The following is a 17,309-nucleotide window of genomic DNA, read 5'->3' on the forward strand; positions in this document are numbered from 1 at the left end:
TTTGGGCTGATCTGGGGTCATTTTTGAGTGTTTTGCGGGGATTTTGGGCTGTTTTTTGTGAAATTGCAGAGTATCTGGGAATGTGCGGTGCAGTGATTTTTTGATGCTGCTGGACGGGCCTGGGGCGATTGTTAATGAGATGAGGAATGTCTGGGGACGGGTGGTCGGTTTTGGGGGGTTTTTGTGTGTTTTTGGGCAGATTTTAGTGATTTTAGCGATTTTTATGGTGTTTTTGATGTGTCAAGCGGTGAGTATGGTCCGGCTGCTCAGTCAGGGTATAAAAACGTTGTCATTCGGGATTGAACTTCAGTTATGTTACAGAACAACAGTAACATGGATATGAACTTTTGCGCACAAATACACAATATTAATATTTGTCTGTTCTGCCTGGTTGATTTGGCTGGCCATTGATTTTTGCTATTTTTGCCGGAAATTCCTGGGTTTCAGATGTATGGGAGGGAGATACTGAAAGTACGCTGTATTAATGAGACAGGATGGTTTAAAAATGATCAAAATTTGCAACAAAGGGGAGTTTTGGCAGTTTTTTCCGTGTTTTGGTAAAAAATGGGCGCAAGATTCTATGGGCACTTTGATATTCATGCAAGCGATATTTTGCATGAAAATACAAGTGCATTAAAAATATGTGATCTGAATCTTAGTCTGAACAGGGATTCGTCAAAAATCTTTAGGCTGTTTTCCAGGCCATTGGTTATGATGATTTTCGTATTTTGGAGGGCAAAACATGTTGCAGACTGATGTGGTGATCATTGGTGGCGGTGCCACAGGTGCAGGTATTCTGCGTGATTTATGTTTGCGTGGTGTAAATGCTGTTCTCGTAGAGAGAGGCGACCTTGGTTGCGGTACCAGTTCCCGTTTCCATGGTCTGCTCCACTCTGGCGCCCGCTACGCCGTAAAGGACATGAATGCGGCTATTGAGTGCATCGAAGAGAACCAGATTCTCCGCAAGATTGCTTCAGCCTGCGTTGAGCCAATTTCCTCCATTTTCATCCGTACTCCAGAGGACGATCCTGAGTACGAGGGTCTGTGGGTAGATGCCTGTGCCAAAGCCGGTATCAGTGCAAAACCGCTGACCATTGAGGAAACCCTCACTCTGGAGCCAAACGTTTCCCCTAAGATCAAATCAGCATATCTGTGCCCAGGTGCAGCCATCGACGGCTTCCGCCTGCTCTGGCACATCTTCGACAGCTCCATCAAGCTTGGTGGCAAGGTTCTTACCTACACCAATGTAGTCGAAATCAATTCATCCAACGGTGTCATCGAAGGCGTTACCGTTCAGGACAAGTTCACTAAGGAAACTTACAAAATTGGCTGTAAATATCTGATTAATGCCTCAGGCCCATGGTGTGCCCAGGTAGCTGGACTTGCCGGCATTGATATCAACATCAAGCCATCCAAGGGTACCCTCATTGCCTTTAACCACCGTATCAGCACCAATGTAATTCACCGTCTGCACAAGCCTTCGGACGCCGATATTTTCGTACCTCATGGCACTGTAACCATTCTGGGCACTACATCCATTGATGCCAGCCCTGATGACAACTCCACCTCACAGGATGAGGTCAGGGCCATGATGGAAATCGGCCGCGCGACCTTTGAGAATCTGGACAAGTACCGTATCCTGCGCGTCTTTGCAGGCTGCCGTCCTTTATATGCAGGCGACGACAAGAATGCCTCCGGCCGTGCTGTTTCCCGTGACTTCGTAGCTCTTGACCACGGCACCCGTGACGGTCTTAAGAACTTTATGTCCGTATGTGGCGGCAAGTTCACTACCCACCGTCAGATGGCCGAAAAGGTCTGCGACATGGTCTGCCCTGTTCTTGGCAACCACGCAAAATGCGTAACAGCTACTGTACCTCTGGCACCTGAAGCTCCTGCTGATGTTATGGAGCGTGCTGCCAAAGTATTCCCTGCCTACGGCATGCAGCTTTCTGAGAACCGTCAGGGCGCTGAGCGCTTTGCCCGCATTGTTTCCCGCATTGAGCAGGATATTGAGCAGGGCGAGATCATCTGCGAGTGCGAAAACGTCACCCGCGCCGAAATTGAAATGGTCGCTCAGGAGCCTACCACCCACTCCATCTCCGATCTGCGTCGCCGTACCCGTCTGGGCATGGGCACCTGCCAGGGAACTTTCTGTACCTACCGTGCTGTAGGCACTGTTCAGGAAGTATCCGATCGCTGGAGCAATAATACCAAGGAACTGTTCAAAGAGTTCCTCGAGGCCCGCTGGAAAGGCATCCGTCCGGTTATGTGGGGCAATCAGATTAAGGATGTTGAGCTTACCCGTGGAATTTATGAGGTATCTCTGAACATCAACCATGAGGATGACACCTTCCTTACTGAACACAACAGGTCTGGTGAATGCTGTGCCGGGCAAAGCAAAGGCACATGCAGTGGCAAGGAAGTTCAGAATGACGGCAGTACTGCCGCAAAAGACGGCGCCAGTGCCGCAGTACAGGAGGGCAGATAATGGCTGAGGTTATTGTTGTTGGAGCAGGTATCTCCGGTTTACTTGCGGCCTGTTATGCAGCCCGTGCCGGCCACAAGGTCAAGGTTCTTACCTACGGTCAGGGTGCTCTGACTGTTGCCGGCGGCATTATCGACCTGTACGGCTATGACAAAAACGGCAATCTGGTTACCGATCCTCTGGCCCATATTGCTACTTTAAAGAAGCCACACCCTTACGCAATTATGGGTGCAGCCCGTGTCGAAGAGGCACTGGAGGCTTTCAAAGAGCTCACCGCCTCCCAGAACTATATATATGTAGGCGACGGCCACCACAATCAGAAGGTTCCAACAGCCATTGGCTCATTCAAGCCATCCTGTCTGGTACCGCCAAGCATTCAGTCTGATGCCGTGTTTGCACGCAGCAAGATTGTGGTCGTAGGCTTCGAGCTGCTCAAAGATTACTACCCTAAGTTAATTGCCAAAAATCTGCAGCACTTCTTCGGTGACAGCAAGAAAGTATCCGTACGCCAGGTAACCATGAACTGGCCGGTAGGTCGTGAATACCGCGACGTAAGTGCCCTTGATCTGGCCCGTGAGCTTGAGACTCCAGTAGGCCGCCTCAATTTTGTAGAGCAGCTCAAGGCTCACTGCGATGCAGATACTACCCTGATTATCCCTCCAGTTCTGGGTGAGCGTCCTGAGATGTCAGCCGCCATTCAGGCCGAGCTTGAGGAGCGCCTCAATACTCACATGGTAGAGGTTTCCTCCATTCCGCCTTCAGTAACCGGTCTGCGTCTTGACCGTCTGCTGCGCAATGCCTGCTTTAACCTGGGCGTTGATATTGTGGAAAAGGGTCAGGTTATCGGATTTGCCTCCATGGCTGATGACAGGACTGATCTGCCAGCAGACAGGGCAGCAGCAGCCCGCAAGGTCTGCGCCCGTCTCATCACCGGCGGCTTTGGCCATACCCATGAATATCAGACAGATGCCGTGATTATGGCAACCGGCGGTTTCTTCAGCTCAGGTCTGATTACCCAGATGGGCCGCATGTATGAGCCTGTCTTTGGCATTGAAATCAAAGTTCCTGAAGATCAGAAGGACTGGTCTCACCAGTACCTCTTCTGTGGACAGCCTCAGCCTTTTGCAGCCTATGGCGTCAGCGTAAACGAAAACATGCAGCCAGTTGATGCTGCCGGTGATGTGCTCTTCACCAATGTTCAGTTCGTAGGCCGCAGTCTGGCTGGTTACGATTTCTGCTTTGAAAAGTCCGGCAATGGTGTAGCCATTACCTCTGCCTACCATGCCGTAAAACAGCTCGACGAAATCCTTGCCCAGCGCAAGGTTGTCTGCGACTCACTTTAACCGGAGGGTGAACTATGGTTCCTAAGATTAAGCATGATAATCCTGATGCATGCATCAGCTGCAATATCTGTCTGACCTCCTGTCCGGTCGCCAAGGCATCCCGTCTGTACCGTGGCCCAAAGCTCAACGGCCCGGCACTGACCCGACTGCGCAAGCTGGTTGAAGAAGACGATCCAATGGTCCAGTACTGCTCCAACTGCAAAAACTGCGACCGCGTCTGCCCATCAGGCACATCAATTTCCGCTTTCAACATGAAAGCCCGTGCTGAGTATTTCAAGCACAACAAGCATGACATGGCTGACATGATTCTCGGTAATAACGAGACCATGGGCAAGCTTATGACCTCCATTCCTTTCGTTTCCGGTCCTGCTGCCAACCTTGGTATGAAAGTGGCCCGCATTACCGGCATGATCGAAAAAATGGGTGTTACCTCCAAGGCCCCTCTGCCATCTTATGCCAAGGTTAATTTCCCATCTCTGTTCAAGACCATCAAGCAGCCAGGCTGCACTGACAAGGTCCTGTTCTTTCCGGGCTGCTATGTCAATTACAACGAGCCACAGCTGGGCGCTGCCTTAATTGACATTCTCAACCGCAACAATGTTGAAGTGCTCTGGGATAAGAGACTGATGTGCTGCGGCTCCCCTATTCTGTCTACAGGATATCTGGACAAGGTAGAGAAGCATGCTGTTAACAACATAGCCATTCTCAAGGAGTATGCCGATAAAGGTATCGACATCATCACTACCTGCACCACCTGCTCCCTGTTCTTAAAGCAGGAGTATGAGGAGCTCTTTAATATTCCAGGTGTGCATGATTATGCCCACCACGTCTATGACGCCATGGAATATCTGATGATGCGCAAGAACAAGGGTCTGCTCGCCAGCAGCTTCGGTACCGTCAAGGCCAACCTTTCCTACCACACCCCTTGCCATCTGAGAGTTCAGGGCATGGGCCGACCAGGTCTTGAAGTAGTACGCCAGATTCCTGGTGTTGAGGTTGAGGATCTGCAGGCTGGTTGCTGCGGTCTGTCCGGTGTTTATGGCTACAAGAAGGAAACCGCTCCTATTGGCTACGTCATCGGTACTAACCTGCGCGACAGGCTGACCGTATCAGAGGCCGACTACGGTATCTGTGAGTGCAATATCTGCCGTCTGCAGATGACCAATGGCACAGGCAAGACCGCCCGTCACCCTCTGTACGTGGTACAGGAATCTTTTAACCAGAGCGCCGGCAGGCAGTAAAGCCAGCTCTTGCCAGGCCCGATCAGGCCCGTCCCGGCAAGGCATGTACTGCCATGTCCTGCCCTGTCTGACCGTCCCGACCATCTCCAGTCTGGCCAGGCAGCTGAAATGCGCTGCAGTTTTTTCCGGGCGTGCGCCTTTAATAATGCAGCTGATCAGCAGTCGATGCTGCAGCTGCTGGTGTGCCAGCAGCCACACAATTTGTGCAGCATCAGCTGCACTGCATGGCCCGCCTCCTGAAAACGGGCCATCACATGCTTAAGACCGCCTGGTGCGGTAAGACACAGAATTTCAGGCAGCGTGCTGCTGCCTGTGCGGCATTAAACAGCAGGGACTGCAGTCCCGATGTTTGTTACTTCCAGAGTATGTCCCCTGGGAGAAAGTGCAGTGTGCCGCCCTTCGTGAGTTCAAATGAGAGACTCCCGAAGCATAAGGACTAATCCAACCTGAAACAAAGTAAGGCTCCGCAGGAGCCGTAGCGCAAGCGCCAGCTGCTGCGGGCCTGACTTTTTTCCGGTTGCTTCACGTGCATTTTGTTTGCTGAGCACGTTGACTGAATTGTGGTTAAGCCAGACCGCAATCTGGCCTCAGGCAGAGCAGTTGTCAGCGCCATGGCGCCGTACGACTGACCTGAATAAGAAGATGACTTTCAGGAGTTTGTTTTTCCTGTTCCCCTGTCAGCTCACCTCTTATCTGAGTGCCTGAATTACTCCAGTTTATGGGGTTGTTGGCTGTTTCTTGTTGTTGATATGCACCCGTTATCTGATGCGTGTAAGACGCCTGGGATTACAACTGCCTGACCCGGCAGTTATAAAATTACGAAATCATGTTCGTAACAAAACAATTGTTCCAGGCCGGTTAAAGGTCGAAATTAATGGCTATTCCATCAAAATCTTGACCGGCACTGTTGAGTGAGCTCAAGTCAGAAACGCCTTATTCTTCTACTTTTTTAAAGTTACAGGGGTGCAAGGAGTAATTGAATGATCTCATTTTTAAAGCCGGCACCGCACATAGAGCGACTGCCTGCTGATCAGATCGATCCACTGTACAAAAGATTACGCTGGCAGATCTTCATCGGCATATTTGTCGGTTATGCAGCCTATTATCTTGTACGAAAAAATTTCGCACTGGCCATTCCTTACCTTCAGGAAGAGGGATTTACAAAAGCCGATTTAGGCTTCGCTCTGTCAGCAATTTCCATTGCATACGGCTTTTCCAAGTTTATTTCCGGATCTTTCTCTGACCGATCAAACCCTCGTGTTTTCTTACCACTGGGTCTGATTCTGTCAGGTGGCATCATGCTGCTGATGGGACTGGTTCCATGGGCTACCTCTTCTATCACAGTAATGTTCGTACTGCTGTTCCTGTGCGGCTGGTTCCAGGGTATGGGCTGGCCTCCATGCGGCCGAACCATGGTTCACTGGTGGTCCCACAGGGAGCGTGGCGGCATTGTATCCGTATGGAACTGTGCTCATAACATTGGCGGCGGTCTGCCACCTCTGCTGTTCCTCTGGGGCATGTACCTCTTCAGCGACTGGCACAGTGCTTTCTACATGCCGGCTATCGGTACTTTCATTGTGGCCGTATTTGCCTACATAACCATGCGTGACACCCCTCAGTCATGTGGTCTGCCACCAATTGAGGAATACAAGAACGATTACCCTGCCGACTACTCTGAAAAGAACGAGCAGGAGCTGACTGCCAAGCAGATCTTCATGACCTATGTTTTCCCTAACAAGGCCCTGTGGATGATCGCTTTTGCCAACGTATTCGTTTACCTGCTGCGCTACGGTGTTCTTGACTGGTCCCCTGCCTACCTGCGTGAAGTAAAGCACATGACCCTCGACACCTCTTCCTGGGCCTACTTCTTCTACGAGTATGCCGGTATTCCAGGCACCCTGTTCTGCGGCTGGGTATCTGACAAGGTATTCAAGGGCAACCGCGCCATTACCGGTGTTGTCTTCATGGGTCTGGTAACTGCAGCAACAGCTCTGTTCTATCTCAATCCAGCTGGCAATCCTGGCATTGACATGCTGTGCATGATTACCATCGGCTTCTTAATCTACGGTCCAGTTATGCTGATCGGTCTGCACGCCCTTGAGATTTCTCACAAGAAGGCTGCCGGTACCGCTGCAGGCTTCACCGGTCTGTTCGGCTACCTCGGTGGTTCCGTAGCCGCATCTGCTCTGATGGGCTGGACTGTTGAGCACTTTGGCTGGGATGCCGGTTTCGGTATCTTAATTGGTGGCTCTTTAATCTCTGTCCTGCTGCTTCTCATCACCTCTTTCAGTGAGAAGTCCCAGAAGGCTCAGGTTGCTGCTGAAGCCGCTGCCGAGAATGCTGAGCAGAACAAGTAAGCAATCCGAATAAATCATTAACCCAGGTGGTTTTACACCACGTTCCCCGGGATGCACGCTACAGTCCCGGGGCTCTGCAGGTAAACCATCAGAAGGTCCCACGGCTATGCAGCCCCTGGCTGCACCAGCCCTGCGGGCAGCAGCTCCGGCGCCAGCAGCGCCAGCACTGCCATGCCCCAGGCGTAAAGTAGAGTTTGCAGCCTGCAGCACCGTCAACAGGGAGCTTTGAGGCGTTTTGAGCTGTTTTCCTTTTTGAGGAGTTTTAAGACCTTTGTGGCGGTTTTCAGGATCTTTTCCTGTTTTTGATGGTTTTTCGAGTTTTGAGGAGCTATTTGGCTCAAAGATGTGTCTTTTTGTTATTGCAGTGAGCACATGGCTATGCCCGGGCACACTGCAATAACAAGAGGATATGTCATAAACATGATGAGTGCGGATGCTGGTTTTTATTCCGCACCTGTGGCGCACAGAGCAGCCATAGCAACTAACAAGGCCCCGGGTCACATGCTGTAAAAGGGGCCACCTTACAGATATTCAGGCTGCCACTGATGAGCAGCCGTAACAATTAACAAGGCCCCGGATCACACGCTGAAAAAGGGGGCCCGCGTACAGATATTCAGGCTGACACTGATAAGCAGCCTGCGGCCAGGACAGTAATAGCGGATCAGAGGGGCTCTGCAGCCATGCAGTACGGCTCATGATCACTGTCCGGGTTAAACGGCCCTTAAACACCTGCCGTTTGGCCGCAACCATTTTGCATGCACCTGAGGATGAGGATGCCTTAAAGGTGCTGCACCAGTCTCCTGTACACAGCTGCAGGAGCATGAGTAACCACATCTCAGGCTACAGGTCTGGTGCTGCGGTTACCATACTCACCATAGAGGTGAGAATGTCCTTGCTACTTTAAGTACTAATGTTTTTTCTGTAGCGCCCCTGTGTTCGTGGAGGACAAAGGGCTAGTCCCGTCTGAGCACCTGTCCTGATGTAACACATGTTTTTGGATTGTTTAACTATTGAGGAATTACTATGGCCAAGTATGTAATGGCGTTAGATGCAGGCACCACCAGCAACCGCTGCATTTTATTCAACCAGAAGGGCGAAGTGTGCTCAGTAGCACAGCGTGCCTTCACTCAGTACTTTCCAAAACCAGGTTGGGTTGAGCACGATGCCGACGAAATCTGGGCCTCTCAGCTGGGTGTAGCTGTTGAAGCCTTAAACAAGATTTCCGCCAAGGCTGAAGATATCGCTGCCATCGGTATTACCAACCAGCGTGAAACCGCCATTGTATGGGACAAGAACACCGGCGAACCTGTCTACAACGCCATCGTCTGGCAGTGCCGCCGTACCTCCTCCTACTGTGACTCCCTGAAAGAGAAGGGACTTACCGACAAGTTCCGTGAGAAGACCGGTCTTGTTATCGATGCCTACTTCTCCGGTACCAAGATCAAGTGGATCCTCGATAATGTAGAGGGTGCCCGTGAGCGTGCTGAAAAGGGCGAGCTGCTCTTTGGTACTGTTGATACCTGGCTTATCTGGAAGCTGACCAAGGGTAAGGTTCACGTAACCGACTACTCCAACGCCTCCCGTACCATGCTCTTCAACATCCAGGATCTGTGCTGGGATGAAGAGATCTTAAAGGAGCTGGGCATTCCTCGCTGCATGCTCCCTGAGGTTAAGCCATCAAGCTGCGTATACGGCACCACCGACTACTTCGGTGGCGAGGTCAAGATCGCCGGTGCTGCCGGTGACCAGCAGGCCGCTTTATTCGGTCAGACCTGCTTTAACGCAGGTGAGGCCAAGAACACCTACGGTACCGGCTGCTTCCTGCTCATGAACACCGGTGAAAAGCCAGTATTCTCCAAGAACGGTCTGGTTACCACCATTGCCTGGGGCATTGACGGCAAGGTCAACTATGCCCTCGAAGGCTCCATCTTCGTTGCCGGTGCCGCCATTCAGTGGCTGCGTGACGAGATGCGTCTTATCGATTCCTCCATTGACTCCGAGTACATGGCCTCCAAGGTTAAGGACACCAATGGCTGCTACGTAGTACCTGCCTTTACCGGTCTGGGTGCCCCACACTGGGATCAGTATGCCCGTGGCACCATCGTCGGTATTACCCGTGGCGTGAACAAGTCCCATATCATCCGTGCCACCCTCGAGTCTCTTGCCTACCAGACCAATGATGTTATCACTGCCATGAAGGCCGATTCCAACATTGATCTGCATTCTCTGAAGGTTGACGGCGGTGCCTCTGCCAACAATCTGTTAATGCAGATTCAGTCTGACATCATCTCAGCTCCGGTATTACGTCCTAAGTGTGTAGAGACCACTGCCATGGGTGCTGCCTATCTGGCCGGTCTTGCTGTAGGCTACTGGGCTTCCAAGGAAGACGTTATCCAGAACTGGGCTATCGACAAGGTATTTGAGCCATCCATCAGCGAAGATGATCGCGCCAAGCGCATCAAAGGCTGGAACAAGGCCTTAACCTACTCTCACGGCTGGGCAAAAGATGAGGAATAAACTATGCTTCCATATATTGGCGAATTTGTAGGCACTGCCCTTCTGATCCTCCTTGGTACCGGTGTAGTAGCCAACGTTATCCTTAAGAAATCCAACATGAATGGCGGCGGTGTAGTAGTTATCACCATCGCATGGGGTCTGGCCGTTATGATTCCGGCCTACATCTTCGGTGCTGCCTCAGGTGCTCACTTCAATCCGGCCCTGACCGTAGCTCTGGCTGTCAATGGCACCTTCCCATGGGAAATGGTTCCAGGCTACTTTGTAGCTCAGATGGCCGGTGGTTTCCTCGGTGGTGTGCTCACCCACACTCTGTTCAAGGACCACCTGGATGCCGAGGAAGACGCCAAGACCAAGCTGGGCGTCTTCTGCACCGCCCCATCCATTCCTAACTACTTCCGTAACTCCATGTCCGAGATTATCGGTACCTTCGTTCTGGTATTCGCCATTCTCGGTATTGCTCAGGTTGATGGCATTGCTACCGGTCTGGATAAGATCTTCGTATTCGGTATCATCGTGTCCATCGGTATGTCCCTGGGCGGTCTGACCGGTTACGCCATTAACCCTGCCCGTGACATGGGCCCACGTCTGGCTCACTTTGTCATGCCAATCAAGGGCAAGGGCGACTCCAATTTCCGTTATGCCATGGTTCCATTCCTTGCTCCATACGTAGGCGGCATCCTGGCCGTACTGGTATACAATGCAATCCCATGGCAGATTGGTGCCTAAAACAGTACTTAAAGTAGAAGAAACTATTTAACAGAGGGGCTTCGGCCCCTCTTTTTTCGTCCCCAAAACTAGACCACCGACCCTACCGCATTTCAAACTGGTCGACCCACAAACCACGGCCGCACTTCAAGCAGGTCCACCCTCCAGCCCCGGCCGCACTTCAAACTGGTCCACCCAGCCAGCCCCGGCTGCACTTCAAGCTGGTCAACCCACCAGCCACGGCCGCACTTCAAACAGGTCCACCCACCAGCCACGGCTGCACTTCAAACTGGTCCACCCACCAGCCCCGGCCGCATTTCAAAATGGCCATCTCCACCCGGCCAGACCGCCCTCTCAAACTGGTTACCGCTCGCACCTGACCGCACTGTAAACTTGCCAGGCCCTCAGTAACTACAGCTCAACTCAACTAAGCCCAAACTGCTCAAAACTCGCCATTTTCTTCAAAAAACGCCCAATTTCCCTCAAAAATGCACGTTTTTCCACCATTTTCTTAAAAAGCTGCACTTTCTGAACTCCCACTACTCCACCTACTGAGCAACCTCACGTTGCAGGAACATCCACTGCTATCCTCTGCCAGCAGCTGCCGCACCTGCTATGCGCTGGTAAGTGCCGCAGCTCTGTTTCTGCTGAGCCTGCGCTGACAACTCATGCAGTTGCACGCTGGTACTGCGCAAAGCGCTCTCTAAAAGTACTTTATAAAGTGTTTTATTTAGAACCGTTCGGCACCGCTTTACACGGTAATAATGTGTCGGCTGTCAGCCATGACAGCTCGTACCTGATCGGCCCCCTCTACCTTGAAGTATGGCATGAGCGCGCTTACTGCGCTGGCTGCATTTATCTCGCTTGCAGCACGGGCTGCATCGGCGCTGCACTGTGCAGTGCAGCATTCTGCGGTGTTGCTTTCTGCAACTGTGCACTCATCGGAGCTGCCCCCTGCAATGCCTGGGAAACCAGACTGAGACTGGCAGGCGTCACCGGCTGATATGTCCAGCACCATGCAAGGTATGTCATACAGATCAAGCTGGCCCATTTTTCTGATGAGCTCTTCCCCCATTAGTTCGCTCAGATGACGGGTCAGTGAGCTGGTGCTGACGGTGCTGGTGCCGCAGGCGGTTGTTGTGGCGGCGGCGCTGGTGCCGCTGGCGGTTGTTGTGGCGGCGGCCTGTGCATGATGTGCACTGGTCAGGGCGCATGCATCAACGAACATAATCGCCCTGACCTCGAGGTCCAGGTCGGCGGCGTTGAGCAGCAGCTGCAGCCCATGCTCAAAGCTGTTGATAAGCTCGGTGCGGGACAGAGCCTGCCCATCGGACTGCTCGTGTTTGTTGAGCAATAGCTCGCTGGGGGCGGTCTGAGTTGTGGTCAGGCTTTCAAAGACGACGGTGAGATTTACCATACGATTACCTTGTGCTCCTTGCTGTTCATAAGGGCCAGCAGCTCCATATAGCCTGTAAGGCTGATGCCTGGCGCTACTGTGGTTTCATCGAGGCCATACTCGCGTGCTGCCCGTCCGCAAACCAGCAAGGTGGTGCCACGTCGGGCAGCAAGCTGCTGGTAGCCAGCAGCCAGAGCGTCCAGCTGTGCTGCCGCTGCAGGCGCGACGGCCTGGCTGTCTGGAGCGGCGGCCGGATCGGCTGGCGCAGCTGAGGCAGCTGCGGTGGCTGCTTGGGTGATCTGGGAGGAGGGCTGTGGTGAGGCCATCGGGGCGGCAGCGCCCATGAAAATCAGGGTGCGCGGCTGGTCCTGGGGCAGGGCCTCTTCAATGAGGCGCTGCAGGGCTGTGTGGGCCTCGATGCAGGTGCAGGGCGCGTTGATAATAAAGGATAGTGGCTGGGTCATGGTTCAGGCCTTTATCAAAAAAAATGACCATGGATCCGTGATGGAACCATGGTCATCTTAGCAAATCCCTGAGCTTGCGTGGCCGGCAAGGCCGGGGCTGTCAGGCTGTTGCCTGACGTGCCACCGGCTTTGGCCGGGCTTGGGCTCCGGGGCCCTGTGGGCTCCTGAGGCAGCGCCGTAACAGCCGGACCGCAATGTCCGGGTTGCCAGGTGCTGCCTGCAGGAAAGAGTGCTGTCAGTTAGATGCTGTCAGTATTGGCGGTGTTCAGGGCAGTAGCATAATTCAGGCTGTCCAGAGCCTCACCAATCTGCTTTTCAACCTCATCATTGGAAACGTTGTTGTCAAAGACCTCGCTCTTGAGACGGGAGCGGGCAATCTCCTCACGACGCTGCTGGTGGTACTTGAAGCCGGTACCTGCAGGAATGAGTCGACCTACAATTACGTTCTCCTTGAGACCACGCAGCTCGTCAACCTTACCGGCTACGGAAGCCTCGGTCAGCACGCGGGTGGTTTCCTGGAAGGAAGCGGCAGAGATGAAGGACTCGGTGGACAGGGAAGCCTTGGTCAGACCCATGAGGACGTGACGGTAGAGAACTTCACGCTTGCCCTCGGCACGCAGACGCTCGTTGACGGTACGTACGTAGGCAACTTCAGCCTGCTCATCCTTGATGAACTCGGTGGAGTCACCCGGATCCAGAACCTCACACTTGCGGAGCATCTGACGAACGATAACTTCAATGTGCTTATCGTTAATCTTTACACCCTGCAGACGGTAAACGTCCTGAACCTCGTTAACGATGTAGTTGGCAACAGCGTTAACACCACGCAGACGTAAGATGTCGTGTGGTGACTCTGGGCCTTCGGCGATCATTTCACCCTTCTGAACCTTTTCACCCTCGAATACGTTGAGGTTGCGGTTGAGGTTGATCATCTCCTCGTACTGGGCCAGTGGCTGTCCAATCTCATTTACAGTACCTGGCTCCGGAGTAATGATGAGACGACGCTTGGACTTGGTCTCACGGCCGAAGGAAATGGTACCGGAAATCTCAGCCAGAATGGCAGGCTCCTTAGGAGAGCGGGCTTCGAACAGGTCAGCAACACGTGGCAGACCACCGGTAATATCCTTGGTACCACCGGCCTGCTGAGGAATACGGGCAATAATGTCACCGATGTTAACCTCGGCACCGTCCATCAGCTGAACAATGGCCTTACCCTGAAGCATGTACTGAGCAGGTACGGTAGTACCTGGGATCATTACATCATTGCCGTCGGAGTCAACAATCTTAACGGCTGGACGCTTGTCCTTACCCTGAGATGGACGGGCGGCAATTTCACGGACCTCGATAGAGGAAATACCCAGAGCCTCATCTTCCTTCTTATCAACGGTAATACCCTCGATAATGTCGATGAACTTCAGGCGGCCGTGCACTTCAGAAATAATTGGGTGGGTGTGCGGATCCCAGCGGGCAACAACAGTGCCGGCCTTGACCTCGTCGCCATCCTTGATCTCAAAGATAGCGCCGTATGGGATCTTGTGGCTTTCCTTGGAAGCACCGTTCTCATCCATAACCAGCAGCTCGGACTGACGGGAAGTTACTACTTCCTTGCCATCGGTATTGGTTACGGTCTTGGAATTAAGGATACGGATAGTACCTGAATTCTTTACAGTAGCACCGGACTCGGCAACAGCACGTGATGCAGCACCACCGATGTGGAAGGTACGCATGGTCAGCTGAGTACCTGGCTCACCGATGGACTGGGCGGCGATAACACCAACGGCCTCACCGGCGTTGACGATATGACCACGGGCAAGATCACGGCCGTAGCAGCGGGCACAGACACCGTACTTGGTATTACAGGTGATAGGTGAGCGAACCTTTACGCGCTCAATCTTGTAATCCTCAAGCAGGGAGCAGCACTTCTCATCAAGCAGAGTGCCGGCTGGCAGCAGGACTTCCTTGGAGCCTGGCTTGAGCACGTCATCGGCCAGGGTACGGCCCAGAACGCGATCACGCAGGTTCTCAATAACGTCACCACCGGATACATGTGGAGTAATCTCCAGACCCTCGGTAGTACCGCAATCGTCCTCGGTAATAACCAGATCCTGAGCCACGTCAACCAGACGGCGGGTCAGGTAACCGGAGTTAGCGGTCTTCAGAGCGGTATCAGCAAGACCCTTACGGGCACCGTGGGTGGAAATGAAGTACTGCTGTACGTTCAGACCTTCACGGAAGTTGGCGATAATCGGGGTTTCAATAATGGAACCGTCTGGAGTAGCCATCAGACCACGCATACCGGCCAGCTGACGAATCTGAGCTGGTGAACCACGGGCACCGGAGTCAGCCATCATGTAGATGGAGTTGAAGGAAGCCTGCTTCTCTTCCTGACCCAGGATATTGGTGGCGTTCTCAACGGACAGGTTGGCCATCATGGCCTTCATGACCTTGTCGTTGGCGTTGGACCAGATATCGATAACCTTGTTGTAACGCTCGCCCTGAGTAATCTGACCGTTGTCGAACTGCTGCTGAATGGAAAGAACTTCCTTCTGGGCAGCGGCGATAATGGTCTGCTTCTCCTTAGGAATGAGCATGTCGTCCACACATACGGAGGAGCCGGAGATAGCAGCGTTGCGGAAGCCGGTGTACATGACGCGGTCAGCGAACATGACGGTATCCTTAAGGCCGAGCAGACGGTAGCAGGTGTTTAACAGACCGGCAATACGCTTCTTGCCCAGTGGCTGGTTGGATACGCGGGTAAACCAGTCTTCGTGGCTTAAGATCTCACGCATGTTCTCCTGAGATACGCCCTCTACCGGAGGATCGATGTAGTCGTAGGACATACCGCGTGGCAGGATTAAGGACAGAATGGCACGGCCGATAGTGGTCAGACGCAGCTCATTGCGATCCTCAAGCTCGCCGGTCTCAGGGTTCTTGATGCTGAAGTTGATGCGGCAGGCTACACGGGCCTGCATATCAGCGATACCGGCCTTATAAACGCGCTCAGCCTCATAGGCATCAGAGAGGATCATACCCTCGCCACGTGCACCGACACGGGACTTGGTCATGTAGTACAGACCCAGAACCACGTCCTGTGCAGGAACGATAATAGGATCACCTGAAGCAGGAGACAGAATGTTGTTTGTGGACATCATTAACGCACGGGCTTCAAGCTGAGCCTCGAGAGTTAACGGAATGTGCACAGCCATCTGGTCACCGTCGAAGTCAGCGTTAAAGGCTGGACATACCAGAGGGTGCAGACGGATGGCCTTACCTTCGATAAGAATCGGTTCGAAAGCCTGAATACCCAGACGGTGCAGGGTAGGAGCACGGTTTAACAGTACTGGATGCTCGCGGATAACCTCGTCGAGTACATCCCATACGATTGCGTCCTCACGCTCTACCATCTTCTTGGCAGCCTTGATGGTGGCAGCGTGACCACGGATCTCCAGACGGCCGTAGATGAATGGCTTGAACAGCTCCAGAGCCATCTTCTTAGGAAGACCGCACTGGTGCAGGCGCAGGTTAGGACCACAGGTAATTACAGAACGACCTGAGTAGTCAACACGCTTACCGAGCAGGTTCTGACGGAAGCGGCCCTGCTTACCCTTAATCATGTCAGCCAGTGACTTTAATGGGCGCTTGTTGGAGCCGGCAATGGCACGACCGCGACGGCCGTTATCCATTAAGGCGTCAACAGATTCCTGAAGCATACGCTTTTCGTTGCGTACGATGATTTCAGGGGCAACCAGGTCAAGCAGACGCTTTAAGCGGTTGTTACGGTTGATCACACGACGGTATAAGTCGTTGAGATCGGAGGTGGCAAAACGGCCACCATCAAGTGGAACCAGCGGACGAAGATCTGGTGGCAGCACTGGCAGCACAGTGAGGATCATCCACTCTGGCTTGTTGCCTGAGTGTACGAAAGCCTCCATGAGCTTTAAGCGCTTGGCGAACTTCTTACGGCTGGACTCAGAAGAGGTGTGCTCGAGGGCCTCACGGAGATCAGAGATTTCCTGATTGAGGTCCATCTGCTGCAGGATCTCGAGAATGGCCTCAGCACCCATCTTGGCGCTGAACTCATCACCGTAGATCTCAAGAGCATTCATGTACTCTTCTTCGGTTAACAGCTGGCGGGTTGCCAGATCGGTCATGCCTGGATCGGTAACAACATAGCTCTCGAAGTAAAGTACGCTTTCAATATCGCGCAGCTTCATATCGAGAATCAGACCGATACGGGATGGCAGTGACTTTAAGAACCAGATATGGGCAACTGGGGAGGCAAGCTCAATGTGACCCATACGCTCACGGCGTACCTTGGCCTGAGTTACTTCTACACCACACTTGTCACAGATGGTGCCACGGTGCTTTAAACGCTTGTACTTGCCGCACAGACACTCGTAATCCTTGTTAGGGCCGAAGATCTTGGCACAGAACAGGCCATCGCGCTCAGGCTTAAAGGTACGGTAGTTGATGGTCTCAGGCTTCTTAACCTCACCATAAGACCAGGCACGGATCATCTCTGGCGATGCCAGACCAATCTTGATCGCGTCAAAATCCTCAAGCTTCTGCTTGAGGGCGTTGTTGCTGCGGTTTGCCAGTCTGCCCAGGGATTCGGAAATCTCGAGGTCAATGGCAAAATCGTCGTCCTTCTTAGCGGCCTCTGCCTGGGTATTAAGGCCCTCTAACAGGACCTCATCCTGACCGTTTTCTTGGATACTCACAACAGTTTCTCCTGCGAAGTGATGATCGGAGGCTGACAGCATGCTGCAATAGGGCGGATCTTAATCCGGGCTCTGACATG

At 52.9% G+C, this 17,309-nt stretch carries 9 protein-coding genes; 6 read left to right on the forward strand and 3 right to left on the reverse strand.

The window, feature by feature from the left end:
• Positions 1-742 precede the first annotated feature (742 nt).
• From glpA to MXE39_RS07790, 6 genes are all read left to right on the forward strand, one after another.
• The gene (gene glpA, locus MXE39_RS07765) at positions 743-2,488 is read left to right on the forward strand and encodes an anaerobic glycerol-3-phosphate dehydrogenase subunit GlpA (RefSeq protein ID WP_246978974.1); all 1,746 of its coding nucleotides are present in this window, start codon (positions 743-745) and stop codon (positions 2,486-2,488) included.
• Positions 2,488-3,828 carry an anaerobic glycerol-3-phosphate dehydrogenase subunit GlpB gene (glpB, locus tag MXE39_RS07770; RefSeq protein ID WP_246978973.1) on the forward strand — a complete coding sequence of 447 codons (1,341 nt, stop codon included), beginning with the start codon at positions 2,488-2,490 and terminating at the stop codon, positions 3,826-3,828. The genes glpA and glpB overlap by 1 nt, the downstream gene beginning before the upstream one ends.
• Before the next feature lie 14 nt (positions 3,829-3,842).
• On the forward strand, positions 3,843-5,069 hold the full coding sequence (locus MXE39_RS07775; protein ID WP_246978972.1) for an anaerobic glycerol-3-phosphate dehydrogenase subunit C: 1,227 nt from the start codon (positions 3,843-3,845) through the stop codon (positions 5,067-5,069).
• A 980-nt stretch (positions 5,070-6,049) separates the two neighbouring features.
• Positions 6,050-7,426, forward strand: a complete 1,377-nt coding sequence (gene glpT, locus MXE39_RS07780) for a glycerol-3-phosphate transporter (RefSeq protein WP_246978971.1) — start codon at positions 6,050-6,052, stop codon at positions 7,424-7,426.
• A gap of 1,023 nt (positions 7,427-8,449) precedes the next feature.
• A complete protein-coding gene (gene glpK / locus MXE39_RS07785) occupies positions 8,450-9,943 on the forward strand; it encodes a glycerol kinase GlpK (RefSeq protein ID WP_247073919.1) in 1,494 nt (497 codons plus the stop codon).
• A 3-nt stretch (positions 9,944-9,946) separates the two neighbouring features.
• Positions 9,947-10,669 carry an MIP/aquaporin family protein gene (locus MXE39_RS07790; RefSeq protein WP_246978783.1) on the forward strand — a complete coding sequence of 241 codons (723 nt, stop codon included), beginning with the start codon at positions 9,947-9,949 and terminating at the stop codon, positions 10,667-10,669.
• Between the two features lie 730 nt (positions 10,670-11,399).
• On the opposite strand, the gene MXE39_RS07795 is transcribed toward MXE39_RS07790, so the two are convergent.
• From MXE39_RS07795 to rpoC, 3 genes are all read right to left on the reverse strand, one after another.
• Positions 11,400-12,065, reverse strand: coding sequence for a hypothetical protein (locus tag MXE39_RS07795; protein WP_246978784.1), 666 nt, complete (start codon positions 12,063-12,065; stop codon positions 11,400-11,402).
• Positions 12,059-12,508 carry a DsrE family protein gene (locus MXE39_RS07800; protein WP_246978785.1) on the reverse strand — a complete coding sequence of 150 codons (450 nt, stop codon included), beginning with the start codon at positions 12,506-12,508 and terminating at the stop codon, positions 12,059-12,061. Before MXE39_RS07800 ends, MXE39_RS07795 begins: the two co-directional genes overlap by 7 nt.
• A 239-nt stretch (positions 12,509-12,747) precedes the next feature.
• A complete protein-coding gene (gene rpoC, locus MXE39_RS07805; protein WP_246978798.1) occupies positions 12,748-17,106 on the reverse strand; it encodes a DNA-directed RNA polymerase subunit beta' in 4,359 nt (1,452 codons plus the stop codon).
• Positions 17,107-17,309 lie beyond the last annotated feature (203 nt).

Source organism: Anaerobiospirillum sp. NML120511, from assembly GCF_023050955.1.
Taxonomy (GTDB): domain Bacteria; phylum Pseudomonadota; class Gammaproteobacteria; order Enterobacterales; family Succinivibrionaceae; genus Anaerobiospirillum.

Bases quoted from the DNA above. Each gene is read 5' to 3' on its own strand.
- glpA (WP_246978974.1), top strand. From the start codon at position 743: ATGTTGCAGACTGATGTGGTGATCATTGGTGGCGGTGCCACAGGTGCA.
- glpB (WP_246978973.1), top strand. From the start codon at position 2,488: ATGGCTGAGGTTATTGTTGTTGGAGCAGGTATCTCCGGTTTACTTGCG.
- MXE39_RS07775 (WP_246978972.1), top strand. From the start codon at position 3,843: ATGGTTCCTAAGATTAAGCATGATAATCCTGATGCATGCATCAGCTGC.
- glpT (WP_246978971.1), top strand. From the start codon at position 6,050: ATGATCTCATTTTTAAAGCCGGCACCGCACATAGAGCGACTGCCTGCT.
- glpK (WP_247073919.1), top strand. From the start codon at position 8,450: ATGGCCAAGTATGTAATGGCGTTAGATGCAGGCACCACCAGCAACCGC.
- MXE39_RS07790 (WP_246978783.1), top strand. From the start codon at position 9,947: ATGCTTCCATATATTGGCGAATTTGTAGGCACTGCCCTTCTGATCCTC.
- MXE39_RS07795 (WP_246978784.1), bottom strand. From the start codon at position 12,065: ATGGTAAATCTCACCGTCGTCTTTGAAAGCCTGACCACAACTCAGACC.
- MXE39_RS07800 (WP_246978785.1), bottom strand. From the start codon at position 12,508: ATGACCCAGCCACTATCCTTTATTATCAACGCGCCCTGCACCTGCATC.